Raw genomic sequence first — 17,748 nt, forward strand, 5'->3', positions numbered from 1 at the left:
CTCGAAGGGTTCTCGGGTGTGTCGGTTTCATCCTGCCGCGCGCAACGGGTCATAGCGGTAGATCCAGTCGAAGACCTGAAACAACATGTCTTCGTCCGCTTGGCTTTCGCGGTACGAGGCATTTCGGTGTGCGATCTTGGCCTGATCCGTTTCGTGCATCTCATTGCCCCGCGCCAATGCGCCCAGCTGCACACGGGCTGTCCGGTCCCGGCGCAAGTCTTCATACCGGCGCATCGCCTGTATGGGATCCGCCAGGTTGGCAGAAAGACATCGGGCCAGAATGGCCGCATCCTCCAACGCCATCCCAGCACCCTGCGCCAAAAAGGGAACCATCGGATGCGCGGCATCGCCCAGTAATGTGATACGCCCCTGACCCCAGACCGACTGCGGCGCACGTCCATAAAGGCCCCACTGGAACGGCTGGTCGATAGCGCTAAGAAGGTTCAGGACGGTGTCATGCCAACCATCAAAGATCTGCATCAGTTCATCACGAGGAATTTCGGCCGACCAGCTTTCCGTTGTGGGTTCGGCAATCTCCATGATACCGACTACGTTGATCAGGGCCTGACCGCGCAGGTAATAGGACACGACATGCCCGTTCGGCCCCATCCAGTTATTGGACGCCGTGGGGAGCATCCCCTCCGGAATTTTAGTTGCCGGAAAGGTTCCGCGAAAGGCGGTCATGCCTGTGTAAACCGGTGAATCGGCGGCGTTGTTCACCGCCTTGCGCACTACAGACTTCAGGCCATCCGCACCAATCAACAGATCGCCGGACACCTCACGCCCATCCACAGATTGAAGATAGACGGAATTTTCGTCCTGCCGTGCGGCAGCAATCGTGAAACCAAGCGTTATGTTTTCTGAACCCAGAGCCTCGGTCAGGGTGCTGTGCAGATCGGCGCGGTGCACCTGATAATAGTTTGCACCATACCGGGACATCACCTTGTCCTTCATCGGCCGCGCATACAGGCGCTCACCGCTTTGCCAATCATATGCGATCTGTGCTTCCGGGATTACCGCGCGCTGCGCAAACTTTTCTTCAAGCCCCAGCCAGTTCAGAACACGGCTGGCGTTTGGGCTGATCTGTATTCCAGCACCAACCTCTGCCAGTCGCCGCGACTGTTCGACGACCACAACCTCGAACCCTTCTTTACGCAATGCAAGTGCTGCAGCCAGGCCGCCAATCCCTGCACCGGCAACTAGTACTTTCGGTTTCATGCGCTGCCTTCCCGTTGCCACGCCGATCACAGTGTTTTTCACAAAATTCTATAGATCAATATAATATATTGAGAACTTTTGGCAACTTTGTTTTGTGATCGCAGTGCGTGGACGACTATTGTTATAAATAATGTATTGCGGTGGCATAGTTGAAGGCAATCGCATCAATAAATATATTAGTCTATTGATTTAATGTGCACGCGAGGTTACGATTTGCCCGATTCCAGATCGGAGGCAGCATGCCCAATCACGAAGATGTCCTTTTGAACCCCGAGCGTCTGGTGGGGTCGCGTGACCCGCAGACCGGTGCCGTTTTCTTTCCGTTTCGAGACCTGTCCGCTGATGGTCAACTGCGGCGGTGCGAACGAGTTGAGCTGACCGGCAAAGGTACGCTGTATAGCTGGACCCGGTTCGCACGGAAATCTTTTGGCCAGATCGACCTGCCCGAAGGGGTTCGCATTCAGGCGCTATTGAAAGGCGAAGATCACGAGATCGGCGCGACATACCATCTGGTTGTCGATGTCACCGAGGATGGCGAGAAGAAGTGGAGTTTTGCCCGTGTCTGAGATTTTTGTGGCGGGAACGGGCTGCGTCCCGGTTGGCAAACACGCCTTTGGTACCGGCCGAGAACTGGCCAGCCGCGCGGCGGTTGCGGCACTTGAGGATGTCGGTGCCACGTTCGCGGATGTGGATGCGACCTATGCAGGCGTTGCGTTGCCGTCTTCGCCCTGGGCTGTGCATGTGGCCAAGGATTTGGGCCTGACCGGCAAGCCGGTTTTCCAGCTGTTCAATGCGTCGGCCAGCGGATTGGCGGCCGTGCATGAAGCAATGAACGCGATTCAAGCGGGTCGAGCCGACGTGGTGCTGGTGCTGGGATATGACGTGCCGAGCAATGGCGAGGATCCCCTGGCCGCACAAGGTTTCCTGCCGCCGCCAGCCTTGTTTGCCATGTGGGCGCAGCGGCGCATGCATGAAATCGGCACGAAGCCCGAGCATTTCGCGATGGTTGCTGCGAAAAACTGGAACTATGCGCGTAACGTCCCACACGCCGCACGCCGGGCCGATCATGAGGTCACGGTAGACGAGGTTCTGGCCTCAAAAATGGTCGCTGAACCTATGACTGCAATGATGTGCACCCCTTGGGTTTTTGGGGCCGCAGCAATTGTTCTGGCATCGCGTGAGGGCCTTAAGCGGTTGCCGGGCGCAAAATGGCCAATGTCGCGCATCGACGCAAGCGAAGCGCAGAGTGAAGTCTATTCAGGCCCGGATCACGTCATCGAGGGTCAGGTCGTTGGCCCGCCTGCCATCAGCCAAACCACCGCGTCGCAAGCGCTCAATAGCGCGGGTTATGAGCCCAAGGACGTCGATATCGTTCAAGTTCATGACGGGTTTGCGATCGAAGAGCTTGTGTATTGTGAGTTGTTCGGATTTTCGAAGGTCGGCGAAACCGAAAAACTGCTTGAGCAGGGCGCATTTGGCCCCGGGTCGCGTGAAAAATTCGGCTTGCCTGAGTTTTCAACCGATGGAGGGCTGATCGGGCGCGGCCACCCCGCTGGTCCCTCGGGCATTTTCCAGCATATCGAGTCCCTGCGACGGTTCCGCGATCACGGCGACAAGGTTGGCATCTGCCATCTGCTGGGGGCGGGGTCGACCTGCATTACTCAGATCGTCACGCGGGTCGACGCATGATTTCAGATGTCTAGTCTTGGGCAGTGCTGTCTACGGAACCCGACTTTTCGGGTTCCGAATTGTCAGGCTTCGTTGTTCAACAGGCCGTTGAAGAGAATCTCCATGATCCCGTCGGCCATTTCCTGAATGCGCTCTTCCTTGCTGATATCGACCTCGTAAGACAGCTTCACCAGCGCCTTGAAGCAGAAGGTGAAGGACGACGCAGATACAATCGCGTTGGTGACAACGTAGGTCGGAATACCCTTGACTTGCCCCGAAGACTTGCCTTCAGCAATGGCCTGATCGAAATCGATAAAACCTTGCTTTACAAAGCTTTGTGCCAGCCAGCGCAGGCGCTCACCATCTGCCAGGCTTTCATGTACGATGATTTTCGACAGCGTGGAATCATGCGCGCTCATCAGGATAAATCGCCGCGTTATGACCTTCAGCCGACTGACCGCATCAAGATCCTTAAGGTCCGCCGAGTCATTGGGGAATCGCCGACCCAGGTCGCGCATCAGGAAGGTCATCGCCGCCTTCCACAACTGCTCTTTCGATCCGAAGTGATAATGCACCATGGGCTGGGACAAATCTGCGGCCCGCGCCACATCACCGGTGGAAACCGCATCATAGCCGTACTGGGAAAATATCTGGACTGCGACCTTCAAGAGCCGCGTACGCGGATCGTCGATTTGTGGATTCCCGGTCAGTTTCGGTCGCCCAGGTTTGCGCTTGTTCGTTTTATTTGTTTTGGCTGAAGAAACGCTTGCGGGCACGGTCAACTGACCTCCGGGTTGTTTTGTTTCGCATCCTTATTGCCTTCAATTTTAGGGCGAAGTGAAGGAATTGACAAGAAACTAAAATAAGACAGATAGGTATGTTAATATATTTCAAGGTTTTGTGGCGGATTCGCCGCAGCCGGATCACCTTAAGGCGTACAGTATCACGCCCACGAAGAGCTATATGAAATGACGCAGCGTTACAAATTCTCTTTAATATAATGGCGAAAGACTAAACGGGTTTTTCGTGAGGGTTGAGGTTGACAGAGCAGGGCGTGATGCGTATCAAAATTAATAGATCGATAAATTAAATATCCGCGGAGAAAGCCTGATGTCGAATAAAGTGGTTGTTGCCGGTGTCGCCATGACACCCTTTGTGAAACCCAGCGTCAGCGAACCTTATGACATTCTCGGTGCGCGTGCGGCCCAGGCTGCACTGTTGGATGCAGACATCGATTATACGGCTATTCAACAAGTTTACGCGGGATACGTCTATGGCGACAGCTGCAGCGGCCAGCGCGTGATTTACAATCTGGGCATGAGCGGCGTGCCGGTCTTTAACCAGAATAACAACTGCGCAACCGGTTCTTGTGCGCTGTTTCTGGCCCGGCAGGCGATTGAGGCAGGTATCATCGACGTAGCTTTGGTCATCGGGTTCGAACAGATGCGCCCGGGGTCTCTGGACGCTCAATGGGGCGACCGACCCGATCCGCTGAGCAACTTTGTAGACCTCACGCGCGAATGGCAGCCGCAGGATCAGGTGCCCCCGGCACCGCATATGTTCGGAGGCGCCGGTGTAGAATACGCCGAAAAATACGGCATCCCCGCGGAAATCTTCGCACACATCTCGGTCAAGGCGCGGCGTCATGCCAAACACAATGACAAGGCAATATTCCGGGACGAGGTGAGCGTGGCCGAGGTTATGGAATCGCCGCATATCTATGGGGTACTGACGCGCTTGCAGTGTTGCCCGCCCACATGCGGAGGCGCGGCGGCGGTGCTGTGTTCCGAAGCTTATGCCAAAAAGCATGGGCTGGACACATCCGTTTCAATCCGGGCCCAATCCATGCACACGGATTTTGCCTCGACTTTCGATGATCACTCATTGATGAAAATTGTCGGGTACGACATGACCAAGGCTGCTTCGAACGAAGTTTACGAAACAGCCGGGATCGGGGCGGATGATGTTGATGTCGTGGAACTGCACGACTGCTTCACCGCAAATGAGCTGATCACCTACGAAGGGCTTGGCCTGACACCCGAGGGAACTGCCGAGAAATTCATTCTGGACGGCGACAACACTTATGGCGGAAAAGTTGTCACAAACCCCTCTGGTGGATTGCTGTCCAAGGGGCACCCGCTGGGAGCCACCGGGGTCGCCCAATGTGTCGAGCTGACCGAGCAGTTGCGCGGTCGGTCCGGTCCGCGTCAGGTCGAAGGCGCTCGGGTTGCAGTGCAGCACAATGTTGGCATCGGCGGCGCCTGCGTGGTGACGATGTATGAGGGCACCAACAATGCCGCTTGATACGTCCGGATGGTTGGAGCGGGAGTTTCCGTCCCACAGAATTCAGGTCACCCAGGATCAGATCAATGCATTTGCGGCGGCAGTTGGCGAAAGCGACCTGTCCGAAGGACCACCTACTTTTCCGGTGTTCCTGGACTTCGCTTCGCCCGAGGCTGCCCGGCGTTTGCAAACACTGGGCATCCCCTTGCCAAGCGTGCTGCATGCCGAGCAGGGATTTACTTCGCATCGCCCCGTGGTTGCTGGGATGGACCTGACGTGTTCGACCAAGCTTAGCGGCTTGGTTGAAAAAAAAGGCGGAGCGCTGTTGCTGGTCACGTTTGATACCCAGTTCGAGGATGAGGCCGGCTTGGTCGCAGAAATGGTTTTCACGCTCGCAGTGAGGAACACGCAATGACCGCGACGCTGACCAAATTACCGATGCCGGTGCCGGATCACGAACGGATCCGCACCTATGCTGAGGCATCGGGCGATATGAATCCGCTGCATCTGGACCCCGAGGCCGCCCGGAAAGTGGGATTCCCCGATGTGATCTCGCACGGGATGTTGGTCATGGGTCTGGCGCTGTCCACGTTGAAAACGGGGCTGGGGGCAGACCGCATCACCACCTCGCATGTTCGGTTTTCGGCACCGGTTCTGGCTGGGACTGAGTTGTTTCTGAGTGCCGAAGTGGATGGAACCTCAGCAGAATTCAAGGTTCAGACGTGCGACGAGACCACAGTTCTGATGGGTCGAGCCACATTTTCGAAAGGATAAAAGATGTCAGGAAAGCTGGACGGAAAGTCGGCGATTGTCACCGGATCGGGTCAGGGAATCGGCAAGGCGATTGCCTTGAAATTCGCATCCGAAGGTGCGCGCGTGGTGGTAAACGACCTTGACCCGGAAATTGCAGAAGCAACGGCGGCCGAAATCAACGCAACTGGTGCGCAAGCTGTGGTTTGCGCCGGGGACGTCACCGACAAGGATTTTGGTGAGCGTATTGTTGCGACAGCAATGAATCAATTTGGTGCGCTGGACCTGATTGTCAACAACGCCGGTTACACCTGGGACAATGTCATCCAGAAAATGAGCGACGATCAGTTCGAAGCGATGATGGCAGTGCATGTGACCGCGCCGTTCCGCATTCTCCGCGCGGCGCAACCTCATTTCAAGGCGCAGGCATTGGCGGATAAAGAGGCGGGCTGCGAAGTATTCCGCAAAGTGGTCAATATCTCATCCATGGCGGGGCTATATGGCAATGCTGGGCAGGCTGGCTATTCCTCGGCCAAAGCTGCCGTAGTTGGATTGACGCGAACGCTGTGTAAAGAGTGGGGCCGCTACAAGGTCTGCGTTAATGCTATCTCCTTTGGCTTGGTTGAAACGCGTCTGACCCAGCCCTTGCAGGGGGAATCCGCAACCATCGAAGTCAAAGGTCAGACCATCAACGTAGGTGTTCAGGAAGAATTTCTTGCGCAGGCCCGCAGGATGACACCCCTGGGGCGCGGCGCCCGTCCGGACGAAGCGGCGGGGGCTGTGGCGATGATGTGTTATCCGGAAAGCGACCATATCAGCGGGCAGATCCTGACCGTTGGTGGGGGTCTGTTGATATAAACAGTCAGAGCATCCGTTCTTTTTTGATTACAAAGGGATTGGTACCGAACTTCTGACGTACAGTCTTTTGGGGCAGCCGGTCTTCGGCTGCCCTTATTCCTTTTTTATTGCATGCTCATGAGCAGCAGATTCCACACCCGCGACAACGATACATTAATAGGTAGATGTAACGATTAATCTTGAGCCTGTGCTTTCTGGGCTTGCGCTGGGTTGTGGGAGCATCCGTGGGCATCGCTACCAATTCCCAATTTGGTCCATTCGAATCGGCATTTTGGCAAAATACTTGTTGAAGCATTCAATTTATTTGGTAGACTTACCAATAAATGGATTTAGATGAGGAATGCCAGATGAACAGCGCTGAATACCTGAAGTCTCTGAATGACGGGCGGGTGACATTTTTCGAAGGGGAAAAGGTCGACAATATAGTCGAGCATCCGATTCTGGGAAAAGCCGCTCAGTATCTGGCGCAGTCTTACGATCAGATACAGCAGATCGTGGCGGAAGAGGGCGAAAGCCCGTTTGGTTTTGTCCCCCATTCCCCGGACGAACTGCGGGCCTTCACCAAGCGCCAGGTCGAATTGGGAATGATCTTCAATGTCACCTATACCTCACTGCAGACATTGAAAACGGCCGCATCGCGGCTACAGCAATTGGATCCCGTCTACCGTGAGCGGATCGAGGCCTATTCAAAATACGTGGTCGACAACGATCTGCGGGTCACGCAGTGCATTACGGATGGCAAGGGTGATCGGGCCAAATCACCCAAGGACCAGCGCGATCCGGATGCCTATCTGCGGGTGGTCGAGCGTCGCCCTGACGGAGTGGTGATCCGGGGGGCCAAGCTGCATATTTCGCTGGCGTCATTCGGGCATGAGTTGCTGGTCATTCCAACCAAGGCGATGAAACCGGGGGAAGAGGATTATTCGATTGCTTGCGCCGTTCCCGTGAACGCGCCCGGCGTCAAGATCATGAATGTCAGCTTCAGCCCCCGCGTCAGCGACGACCGGTCATTCCCGCACAGCTCGCGCGTGCATCAATATGTCGAGGGCTTTGTGGTCTTTGACGATGTGTTCGTGCCCAATGACCGTATTTTCCTGAATGGTGAGCAACAGTTTGCCGGCGTCTTCGCGCATTCTCTTGGACTGTGGGAGCGGCTGGCAGGCCTTACGGAAATGGCTGAGGAAGCCGAGGAATTGCTGGGGCTGGCCCAACTGATCTCAGAAGCGAACGGGATCGACAAGATCGCACATGTGCGGATCAAGATTTCGGATCTGATCACCTATGCGACCCTGATCCGCTGTACAGTCGAAGCTGCCATCGCCCAATGCGAGGTCAACGAAAAGGGCGAGGTGTTCCCGAACGAGCTTTATACTAACGCGGGCAAGTTTTACGCAGCGGATAATTTTCACGCGATGACAAAGCATCTGCACGACCTAGGTGGCGGCTCGATCCTGACTGCCCCGACCCCGGCGGATTTCGAGAACAGCGAATTCGGGCCTTACGCCGAGAAGTACATGGCAACCAAAGAGGGTGTGTCGGGCGCGTACCGCTCGCAGCTGTTCAACGCTATCCGCGATGTCACTGCCGACACGCAAGGCGGCTGGCGCAAGGTGACCCATATCCAGTCCGGTGGCGGGTTGTTTGCCCAGCGGATCGTGATGCGCAAACACTATCCGATGGAACGCGCCAAGGCACGCGGGCTGCATGCTGCGGGTCTGGATACCGAGGCCACAGCAATGCTGAAACCAGCGGCCGAGTAACCAGATATGGAATTTTCCTTCACCGAAGATCAACTTGCGCTTCGGGAACAACTTTCCCGCATTCTGGGCGAGGATATCGGAACCACCGAGGCGCGGGCTGTTCTTGATGGTTCGGCGGCCTATTCACAGCGAACCTGGCGAGCACTTGCGGATATGGGCGTTTTGGGTATCGGCTTTGACGAAGAAGTCGGCGGCCTTGGGCTTGGTCCGATGTTTACCTGTGTCACGATGCAAGAACTGGGGCGCGTCAATGCGGCGGTGCCTTACGTATCTTCCCTGATCATCGTGGCAGAGGCCATCAGCAGGGCGGGAGACTCCCAGCAGCGCGATACGCTGCTGCCCGCCCTGCTGACAGGGGATCGGATTGCCACATGGGCCGTGGCCGAGGGTCGATTGCCGGAACAGGGGACAGATTTAACTGTCCGGCACGGATCAAACGGGGTGAACGGGATCAAAACGCCGGTGGTTGACGCCGGAATCGCCGATGAGTTCCTTGTGCTGGCCAGCGACGACGCCGGAGAAACCAAGCTGGGGCTGGTCAGTGCCAAGGACCCGGGTGTTTCGATTGAACCACTGAACAGTATCGATCCGTCGCGTCCGATTTCGCGCGTCACCTTTAGCAATGCCACGTTCGAGCCGCTTGACGGGGACGGGTTCCGTGTTTGGTCTGATGTTCTGAACAGTGCCGCAATCTTTTGCGCGTGGGAACAGATCGGCGGCGCCGAGGCCATTCTTGAGATGGCGCGGAACTATGTGATGGAGCGGCAGGCTTTTGGCCGTTCGGTGGCCAGCTATCAGGCCGTAAAGCACAGGCTGGCTGATATGTTTGTCAAAATTGCCATGGCGCGGGCGAATGCCTTGTATGCCGCCAAGACAATGGAGGCCGGGCAGGGTGACTTGACCATTGCCGCCGCGACGGCCCGGATTTCTGCTAGCGAGGCGTTTTCGTACTGTGCCCGCGAAGGGTTGCACCTGCATGGTGGATTGGGCGTGACGTGGGAGGGGGATCCGAACCTATACTACCGTCGCGCGCGTTTCTGCGATCTTCAGTTCGAAACCCGCCGCTGGACCGGGTCACTGGTCGACGCCCTGGCCGCACAAAGAAAGAAGGAACTGGCAGATGTCGCGATTTGACAGCCCGTCCGAAGCCCAATTTCGCCAAGAGGCTCGCGCGTGGCTGGTCGAAAACGCCCGCGCTTTTTCTCAGGAATTCCCCGGCGAAGCCAAAGACGAACAAGACGCGTTGATCCGAGCCAAAGCCTGGCAGAAACGTAAATTCGATGCTGGCTACGCGGGCCTGTTCATCCCGCGCGAATATGGCGGCGGCGGCCGAACTTTTGTCGAGGAGCTGATTTTCCGAGAAGAGCAGCGCCCATTCAAGATGCCGCGCGGTCCATTCGTGATTGGCCTCGGGTTGGCGGCGCCGGTCCTGTTGGCCTATGCCGACGAAGAAACCAAACGCGAATTGCTGCCGCGCGCGTTGAGCGGTGAGGAGATTTGGTGCCAGCTGTTTTCCGAACCCGGGGCAGGGTCCGATCTGGCAGGTATTCGCACCCGCGCAACGCGCGACGGCGATGACTGGATCGTGTCTGGTCAGAAAGTCTGGAACACCTTTGCACATCTGGCGGACCGGGCGATCCTCGTGACCCGCTCGGACCCGACGGTGCCCAAACATAAGGGGCTGACTTTCTTTCAGATCCCCATGACGCTGGGCGGGATTTCGACCCGGCCCTTGCGGATGGTGAACGGCGAGGCTGAATTCAACGAAACTTTTCTGGACGACGTGCGCATCCCGGATGCCTGTCGTCTAGGCGAACCTGGCGATGGCTGGCAGGTATCCATGTCGACCCTGCGGTTCGAGCGGTTTGAAGTTTCGAGCTTTCCGGGCGTGAACCATCAGGACCTGCTGGATTTTGCCCTTGCGCGCGAGATCGACGGGCAGCCCATGATCGCGGACTCTCTGGTGCAGGACAATCTGGCGCGTTGGTACGCGCAGGAAAAGGCCATTGAGAATACGCAACTGATCACATTGGCCGAGCTTTCTCAGGGACGTGAGCCGGGCCCCGAGGTTACGTTCGGCAAATTGGTCGATGCCTCAAAAATGCAAAGCCTGGGGGAGTTCGCCATGGACCTGATGGGGTTCGAAGGGGCTTGCGTTGACAGTTTGTCGGTTGATGCCCCGCAGAACTTTCAGGGCTGCTGGTTGTGGTCGCCGGGCGGACGCATTGCCGGTGGCACGGATGAGATCGTACGCAACGTCATTGCCGAACGGGTTCTGGGCCTTCCAAAAGAAGACCGTCCCGACGCCAATATTCCGTTCAATCAGCTATAATATTCGGCAGGGGAGGGGTCATGTATATACACAGATTTCTGGATTTCCTGGCAACGGATCTGCCGGATGCACTGATGGCGGCGGATGACTATGGGCAGATTGACTATGCTGGCGCCGGGCGCGCGGTAGACCTGCTTGCTGATATGCTGCGTCAAAGCGGTTTGCATCCGGGCGACCGTTTTGCTGTGCTGTCGGAAAATCGGTTTGAAGTCATTCTGCTGGTCTTTGCTGCCAGCCGGACGGGCACTGTCGCAACCATATTGCAGCCTGTAATGCCCTCGGCAGAGCTTGCGACCATTGTACGTGACAGTCAGGCGCGGATACTCTGGCATTCAGACAGCTTGAAGGATGTGGCGCATAGTGTGGCCTCTGATGTGGGGTTGCCGACGCCACTGCCCTTTCCAGAGCGCGATCAGTTAAACACGGCGACCGCCCAGCCAGTAGATGAGACCCCCTCTGACGTGGTTGTGCAGCTATATACCAGCGGGACGACGGGCCGGCCCAAAGGCGTGGTCATGGGGCACCAGACGTTTTCAACCAGCCCGTTATTATACTCTCAGGTCCTGATCAAAAAACCGGGGCCGGGCACTGTGCAACTGGTGGCTACGCCGCTGAGCCATATTGGCGGGCTGGGGTCCGCCATGTGGCCCTGCCTGACCGGCAGCGCAGCTGTCCTTCGGCAGAAATTCGACCCGCTAGGATTCCTCAATGACCTTGTGGATTGGAAAATCGACGGGCTGTTCGTTGTACCGACCATGTTGCAGATGTTGATCGAAGCGCATGAGAACTTTGATCGCGCGGACCAGATCGATGTCAGCCAGATCGCCTATGGCGCGGCACCGATGAGCGTCGATCTTCTGGACCGGGCCACGCGCACATTCGGGTGCGGGTTTTTGCAGCTTTATGGGTTGTCCGAGTCTTCAATCGTGACGGCACTGACACCCGAAGATCATCGAAAGGCCGCAAGCGGCCAGGCGCATATCCTACGCTCGGTCGGGCGATCTTTGCCGACAACGCGGATCGCGATCCGGGACAGGGACGGAAACACGCTGGCACCAGGTGAGGTTGGTGAAATCGTGGCTGAGGCCCCGTCGGCGATGCTGGAATACTGGCGGCTGCCGGATGAGACCAGTGAGGTCATGCGCGACGGGTGGGTTCATACGGGCGATATCGGTGTCATCGACAAGGATGGGTATGTCTATCTGCGGGATCGCAAAAAGGACGTGGTGATCTCGGGCGGAAAGAACATCTATCCGGCTGAAATCGAAAACGCCCTGCACGCCCACCCCAAGATCGATGAAATCGCCGTTGTCGGCGTGCCGGATGAAAAGTTCGGAGAGGTCCCGCTTGCCGCTATCGTCCTCAAACACGGGGAGACTCTGAACCTTGAGGAAGTCGATGCATTCTGCCGGCCTCGGCTGGCGGGCTACAAGATCCCGCGCCTGATCCGGCTGATGCCCGAACTGCCCCACAACGCGACCGGTAAGGTGCTTAAGCCGCGCCTGCGCGAACTGCTTGGAGCGGCGCAAACATTCCCTAATGACAACAAAGAAGACCAACATGACAAATCCTGACACCTCGGACCGGATCATTGCCGTATGCGGCGGCACGGGCGCGCTCGGCTCTGGCCTTGCGTTTCGTTTTGCACTTGCAGGCTATCGGGTTGTTCTTGGCTCACGTGACCCGGATCGCGCAGCGGAAACGGCCGCCGACCTAACGGCGCGCGCAAGGGAGTGGAACAAGAGCGTTACAATTATCGGTCAGGGGAATGCCGAAGCGGCGGGCGTGGCGCAGATGGTTGTACTGGCGGTGCCGTATGCATCACAGGAAGCAACACTGTCAGAAATTGCACCTGCCTTGCAGGGCAAGATTCTGGTGTCGGCAACGGTCCCCCTGAAACCGCCCAAAGTTGCCCGGGTTCAACTTCCGGCTTTGGGGTCAGCGGCGCAGGAGGCGCAGGCCCAGTTAGGGGATGGGGTTGCGGTTGTATCGGCCTTTCAGAATGTGGCCGCAGCCAGTCTGCAAACACCCGGACCTGTGGATTGCGATATTCTGGTGACGGGCGACAGTGTAGACGCGCGCGCGCAGGTTCTGCAGGTCATCCAGGATTGTGGCATGAACGGGTATCACGCCGGACCGCTTGATAATTCTGCGGCAACCGAGGCGCTGACCTCGCTGCTGATTTCGATCAACAAACGTCACAAATGCCATGCGGGAATCCGCATCAGCGGCGTTTCCGCCGAGCAGTAGGAAACTCGGTATGCGCATCACGGTCGAATGTCTGCCCGGCCTGCCCGAGATCAGGCCCGGCGATGACCTGGTCGGGCTGGCACTGGCGGCATGGCCCGGTGTGGGTTGTGCCGATGGCGACATTCTGGTGCTGGCGCAAAAGATCGTGTCGAAGGCAGAAGACCGGATTGTGAACCTTGGCTCGGTCACCGCGTCAGCTGAGGCAACGCGGCTGGGCGAGATCTGCGGCAAGGATGCGCGCCTGGTCGAGCTGATCCTGCAGGAAAGTCAGACAGTCATGCGCGCCGTGCCCGGTGTGCTGATTGTGCGTCATCGCCTTGGGATGGTCATGGCCAATGCGGGGATAGATCAGTCGAATGTCGGGCTTGGACCTGAAGACGTTCTATTATTGCCCGAAGACTCGGACAAATCGGCCAGCACATTGCTGGATCAGTTACAGCATCAGACGGCGAAGAACCTTGGTGTGATCATCGCCGACAGCTTTGGGCGGGCATGGCGTCACGGCACATGTGGCGTTGCCATCGGCTCTGCAGGCGTGACGGCCTTGCGGTCCATGACCGGAACATCTGACCTGCACGGGCGTATCCTGCAACATACCGAAATCGGTACTGCGGATGAAATTGCCGCTATGGCATCGCTGGCCATGGGGCAGGGTGCCGAAGGCACGCCCGCGGCGCTGGTTCGCGGGGCCGGGGCCTTTCTCGGGCAGGGTCGGGCGCAGGATCTGGTGCGCCCCGTTGATCAGGATTTATTCCCATGACGACCTCAAGTGGCAAACATATTCTGGCCCTGTGCGGCGGTGTTGGCGGGGCAAAGCTGGCCTTCGGGCTGTCACAGGTGCTGCCATCCGACAGGCTGACTCTGGTCGTGAATACCGGCGATGATTTCGAGCATCTTGGCCTTCCGATTTGTCCGGACCTCGATACCGTTCTTTACACGCTGGCAGGGTTGAATAATCGCGCGCAGGGTTGGGGACGCGCGGACGAAACATGGGGCGTGTTTTCTGAGCTTGGGCAGCTTGGCGCCCCGGATTGGTTTCAGTTGGGGGATAAAGATATCGCGCTGCACTTGCTGCGGCGTCACCTGCTGGAACAGGGCAACAGCCTGAGCGAGGTCATGAAACAGCTAAGCCTCTCATTGGGCGTCCAACACGGCATCCTCCCCATGTCTGATGATCCGGTACGGACGATGCTGGCGACCGATCAAGGCGAGTTGCCCTTTCAGGAATATTTCGTCGCCCGGCGCTGCACGCCGCGCCTGACCTCGATCCGCTTTGATGGCGCAGCGCAGGCCAAACCTTCACCTGGTTTTCTGGCGCGGTTAAGCAGCCCCGATCTGGCGGCGGTGATCCTTTGCCCCTCAAACCCATTCCTCAGCGTGGACCCGATCCTGTCGGTCCCCGGAATACGCGACAGCCTGATCGGGTTGAACGCGCCAATCGTGGCTGTGACCCCACTGATCGGCGGGCAGGCGGTCAAAGGACCGACGGCCAAGATATGCGCAGAGCTTGGCGTGCCGTCCTCGGCGCATGCTGTTGCGGATTACTACAGCGATTTTCTGGATGGGTTTGTTCTTGATGCTACGGATGCCGAACTTGTGGGCCAGATAGAAGGGCAGATGGCGGTGACCACGGCCCAAACCCTGATGAAAACCGATGAAGACAAGAAGGCGCTTGCCAGAACCGTTCTGGATTTTGCGCAAACCCTGAACCGTACTGATGAGGTGACGCCATGACCTGGTTCATCGTGCCTATGAAAAATGGCTCGAACGCCAAATCCCGACTGGAGAGCGTTTTAAACGGCGACGAGCGTGTCTCATTGGTCCGAGAGATGCTGTCGCATGTTCTTGGTGTTCTGCAAACCAGTGACCGGTGTACCGGTATTCTGGTGGTTACACGGGACGACATTCTGGCCACACTTGCCCGAACATTCGGGGCCGAGGTCTTTTCAACGCCGCAGGACACAGGGCTGAATGCCGCGCTTGGGGCGGCATGTGAACAGCTTGATGAGCGGGGCGTCAGAGATGCCGCCATCCTGCATGCAGACTTACCGCGCGTGTCTTTGCAGGATATCGCAGTCTTGACGAACCGAGCGCAGGGAACCGTTACGCTCGCTTGTTGCAAAAACGGAATGGGCACCAATGCCATTGGGTTTGACCTGCCCATGGTCGGTGATTTTACCTTCGGTGCGGGCAGTTTCAGTCGACATCGGGTACAGTTTGAACAAAGCGGGCGCTCGGTGGTGGTCCTCGACCGGCCCGGGCTGGCAAGAGACGTGGATGTGCCCCCCGATCTGGCCTATCTGGAACCGGACTCGCGGGCAACTCAGGGTATTCCACAGGAACTGGCCTATGCGCTTGTGGATGAACGCCCGGAGGACCTGTCAAAGCTGGCTGCACGAGTGGCGCGCAGAGGGTTCGGGCGTGTTGTTACCTATTCACCCAAAGTCTTCCTGCCACTGACCCAGCTATGCCGCGATGTGTGCCACTACTGCACGTTCGCTCAGTCGCCGAAAAAGCTGGATCAGCTGTACATGTCGCCGGATCAGGTGTTGGACGTGGCAAGGCGTGGCGCAGAGCTTGGATGCAAAGAGGCATTGTTCACGTTGGGCGAGCGGCCCGAGTTACGGTATCCAGCGGCGCGAAAAGCCCTTGAAGCATTGGGGTTCAGCAGTACGCTGGATTATCTTGGGCACATTGCCGGGATGGTTCTGCAAGAGACCGGGCTGCTACCGCACCTCAATCCCGGCGCGATGACCCGCAATGAGATGGAGCGTCTGCGCCCTGTCGCGGCTTCGATGGGCATGATGCTGGAAAGCGGCTCTGAACGGTTGTGTGAAAAAGGCATGCCCCATTTCGGATCCCCGGACAAACAACCCAATACGAGATGGGTAACGTTGCGGGCTGCCGGAGAGTTGCGCATTCCCTTCACAACCGGTCTTTTGGTGGGCATTGGCGAAACGCGATCCGAACGGGTTACCGACCTGCTGGCCATTCGGACACTGCAGGAAGAATTCGGCCACATTCAGGAAGTGATCATTCAGAACTTCTGCGCCAAACCGGGCACCCGGATGGCGAACAACCCCGATGCCTCGTTACCCGAACTGCTGTGGACGATTTCAGCTGCGCGCCTGATTTTGGGGCCAGAGATGAGTATTCAGGCGCCGCCGAACCTAAGCCCGTCGGATACGGGCGCGCTGATCCGTGCGGGGATCAATGACTGGGGCGGCGTGTCTCCGTTGACGCAGGATTACGTCAATCCCGAAGCCCCGTGGCCTCATCTAGAGCAATTGCGCAAGATCACCGAAAAGGAAGACCGGGATCTGGAACAGAGACTGACGATCTATCCGGGTTACGTACGCGAGGTCGAGGCTTGGGCGGCCGCACCCATGCATCACCCGATCCGCGCACTAGCGGATGGTGACGGCTTTGCCATGCCCGATGCCTGGCGGCCGGGATCACAAGCGCAGTTTCCGGCCATTGGACGCAGTACGGCCCGGGTCGCCCGTGGCTTTCAACGGCTTGTTGGACGTGCTGCGGATCGTAAGGAACTTGGGCTGGATGAGATCAAACGCCTGTTTCAGGCCCGCGGGGCCGAGTTCGATCTCGTTTGCCGCACAGCGGATCAATTGCGGCGCGAACAGGTGGGTGAAACGGTTACACATGTGATTAACCGCAACATCAACTACACCAATATCTGCTACTTCAAATGCAGTTTCTGCGCGTTCTCCAAAGGCAAAACGCATGAAGATCTGAGGGGCAAGCCCTATCGTCTCGGGCTGGATGAGATCGTCGCCCGTGCGGCCAATGCGCGGTCACGCGGCGCGACCGAGGTTTGTCTTCAGGGGGGTATTCACCCCGACTACACCGGCGAGACCTATATCGAAATCTGCTCGGCCATCCATGGCGCGGTGCCAGACCTGCATATCCATGCCTTTTCACCACTGGAAGTCTGGCAAGGCGCAAAGACAATGGGTTTGTCCCTGCAATCTTTCCTGCGCCGTCTACAATCAGCGGGGCTGCGATCCTTACCCGGTACCGCAGCTGAAATTCTGAGTGACGATGTTCGCGCGACCTTGTGTCCCGACAAAATCAGCACTGCGGAGTGGCTGCAAGTCATGCGCTCCGCACATGAGGTTGGCCTGAAATCCACCGCAACCATTATGTTTGGCCACGTTGATCGGTATGAGCACTGGGCCAGACATTTGATCCACATCCGCGATATGCAAGCCCAAACCAAAGGGTTTACCGAGATTGTTCCTCTGCCATTTGTTGCGGTACAATCCCCGGTTTATCTGAAACAAGGTTCCCGTTCTGGCCCCAGTGTCCGCGAGTCCGTGGTGATGCATGCAGTGGCGCGATTGGTGTTGGGAGAGCTTTTGCCGAACGTTCAGACCTCGTGGGTTAAACTGGGCGCGGATGGCGCGACCCAATGCCTGAACGCAGGGGCCAATGATCTTGGCGGCACTTTGATGGATGAAACAATCACCAGATCGGCTGGCGGGAAGAACGGATCCGAGATGTCCGTTGACAGGTTAAGAGAGATAAGTAACAGGGCGGGCCGTCCGCTGGCGCAACGGTATACAGACTACACCCTTAGGGATGCGCCGTCTCTGGTCGTTGGGAACTGAA

Annotated in this window: 16 protein-coding genes; 14 read left to right on the top strand and 2 right to left on the bottom strand. The window is 57.5% G+C overall.

The genetic code is table 11. From position 1 onward, the window contains the following. Positions 1–27: 27 nt before the first annotated feature. Positions 28–1,218: an FAD-dependent monooxygenase gene (locus ACP0GE_RS02840; RefSeq protein WP_424830487.1), complete on the bottom strand. Its 1,191-nt coding sequence runs from the start codon at positions 1,216–1,218 to the stop codon at positions 28–30. 239 nt (positions 1,219–1,457) lie between these two features. On the opposite strand from ACP0GE_RS02840, the gene ACP0GE_RS02845 reads away from it, so the two are divergent. Further along, positions 1,458–1,784 carry a Zn-ribbon domain-containing OB-fold protein gene (locus tag ACP0GE_RS02845; RefSeq protein WP_424830488.1) on the top strand — a complete coding sequence of 109 codons (327 nt, stop codon included), beginning with the start codon at positions 1,458–1,460 and terminating at the stop codon, positions 1,782–1,784. Beyond that, positions 1,777–2,907, top strand: a complete 1,131-nt coding sequence (locus tag ACP0GE_RS02850; protein WP_424830489.1) for a thiolase family protein — start codon at positions 1,777–1,779, stop codon at positions 2,905–2,907. The genes ACP0GE_RS02845 and ACP0GE_RS02850 overlap by 8 nt, the downstream gene beginning before the upstream one ends. A 62-nt stretch (positions 2,908–2,969) precedes the next feature. Here the strand turns inward: ACP0GE_RS02850 and ACP0GE_RS02855 are convergent, their stop codons facing one another. Beyond that, positions 2,970–3,554, bottom strand: coding sequence for a TetR/AcrR family transcriptional regulator (locus tag ACP0GE_RS02855; protein ID WP_424830490.1), 585 nt, complete (start codon positions 3,552–3,554; stop codon positions 2,970–2,972). Positions 3,555–3,996: 442 nt separating this feature from the next. On the opposite strand from ACP0GE_RS02855, the gene ACP0GE_RS02860 reads away from it, so the two are divergent. The 12 genes from ACP0GE_RS02860 (at position 3,997) to cofH (ending at position 17,747) form a co-directional block, all read left to right on the top strand. Then, positions 3,997–5,190 (top strand): lipid-transfer protein, encoded by a 1,194-nt coding sequence (locus ACP0GE_RS02860; RefSeq protein WP_424830491.1) that lies wholly within the window; start codon positions 3,997–3,999, stop codon positions 5,188–5,190. After that, positions 5,180–5,584: an FAS1-like dehydratase domain-containing protein gene (locus ACP0GE_RS02865; RefSeq protein ID WP_424830492.1), complete on the top strand. Its 405-nt coding sequence runs from the start codon at positions 5,180–5,182 to the stop codon at positions 5,582–5,584. The genes ACP0GE_RS02860 and ACP0GE_RS02865 overlap by 11 nt, the downstream gene beginning before the upstream one ends. Then, positions 5,581–5,943: a MaoC family dehydratase gene (locus ACP0GE_RS02870; protein ID WP_424830493.1), complete on the top strand. Its 363-nt coding sequence runs from the start codon at positions 5,581–5,583 to the stop codon at positions 5,941–5,943. Before ACP0GE_RS02865 ends, ACP0GE_RS02870 begins: the two co-directional genes overlap by 4 nt. Positions 5,944–5,946: 3 nt before the next feature. After that, complete coding sequence (locus ACP0GE_RS02875; protein WP_424830494.1) at positions 5,947–6,777, top strand: SDR family NAD(P)-dependent oxidoreductase; 831 nt, start codon at positions 5,947–5,949, stop codon at positions 6,775–6,777. Positions 6,778–7,124: 347 nt separating this feature from the next. Beyond that, positions 7,125–8,537, top strand: coding sequence for a 4-hydroxyphenylacetate 3-hydroxylase N-terminal domain-containing protein (locus ACP0GE_RS02880; protein WP_424830495.1), 1,413 nt, complete (start codon positions 7,125–7,127; stop codon positions 8,535–8,537). 6 nt (positions 8,538–8,543) lie between these two features. Further along, complete coding sequence (locus ACP0GE_RS02885; RefSeq protein WP_424830496.1) at positions 8,544–9,671, top strand: acyl-CoA dehydrogenase family protein; 1,128 nt, start codon at positions 8,544–8,546, stop codon at positions 9,669–9,671. Further along, complete coding sequence (locus ACP0GE_RS02890; RefSeq protein WP_424830497.1) at positions 9,658–10,869, top strand: acyl-CoA dehydrogenase family protein; 1,212 nt, start codon at positions 9,658–9,660, stop codon at positions 10,867–10,869. Before ACP0GE_RS02885 ends, ACP0GE_RS02890 begins: the two co-directional genes overlap by 14 nt. 20 nt (positions 10,870–10,889) lie before the next feature. After that, positions 10,890–12,443: a class I adenylate-forming enzyme family protein gene (locus tag ACP0GE_RS02895; protein ID WP_424830498.1), complete on the top strand. Its 1,554-nt coding sequence runs from the start codon at positions 10,890–10,892 to the stop codon at positions 12,441–12,443. Further along, entirely contained in the window at positions 12,430–13,119 is a 690-nt protein-coding gene (npdG, locus tag ACP0GE_RS02900) for an NADPH-dependent F420 reductase (RefSeq protein ID WP_424830499.1), read from the top strand. The genes ACP0GE_RS02895 and npdG overlap by 14 nt, the downstream gene beginning before the upstream one ends. Positions 13,120–13,129: 10 nt before the next feature. Continuing rightward, on the top strand, positions 13,130–13,879 hold the full coding sequence (gene cofE / locus ACP0GE_RS02905; protein WP_424830500.1) for a coenzyme F420-0:L-glutamate ligase: 750 nt from the start codon (positions 13,130–13,132) through the stop codon (positions 13,877–13,879). After that, positions 13,876–14,853, top strand: a complete 978-nt coding sequence (gene cofD / locus ACP0GE_RS02910; RefSeq protein ID WP_424830501.1) for a 2-phospho-L-lactate transferase — start codon at positions 13,876–13,878, stop codon at positions 14,851–14,853. Before cofE ends, cofD begins: the two co-directional genes overlap by 4 nt. Then, positions 14,850–17,747, top strand: a complete 2,898-nt coding sequence (gene cofH, locus ACP0GE_RS02915; protein ID WP_424830502.1) for a 5-amino-6-(D-ribitylamino)uracil--L-tyrosine 4-hydroxyphenyl transferase CofH — start codon at positions 14,850–14,852, stop codon at positions 17,745–17,747. Before cofD ends, cofH begins: the two co-directional genes overlap by 4 nt. Position 17,748 lies beyond the last annotated feature (1 nt).

The organism is Ruegeria sp. (assembly GCF_965243365.1).
Classification (GTDB): Bacteria; Pseudomonadota; Alphaproteobacteria; order Rhodobacterales; family Rhodobacteraceae; genus Ruegeria.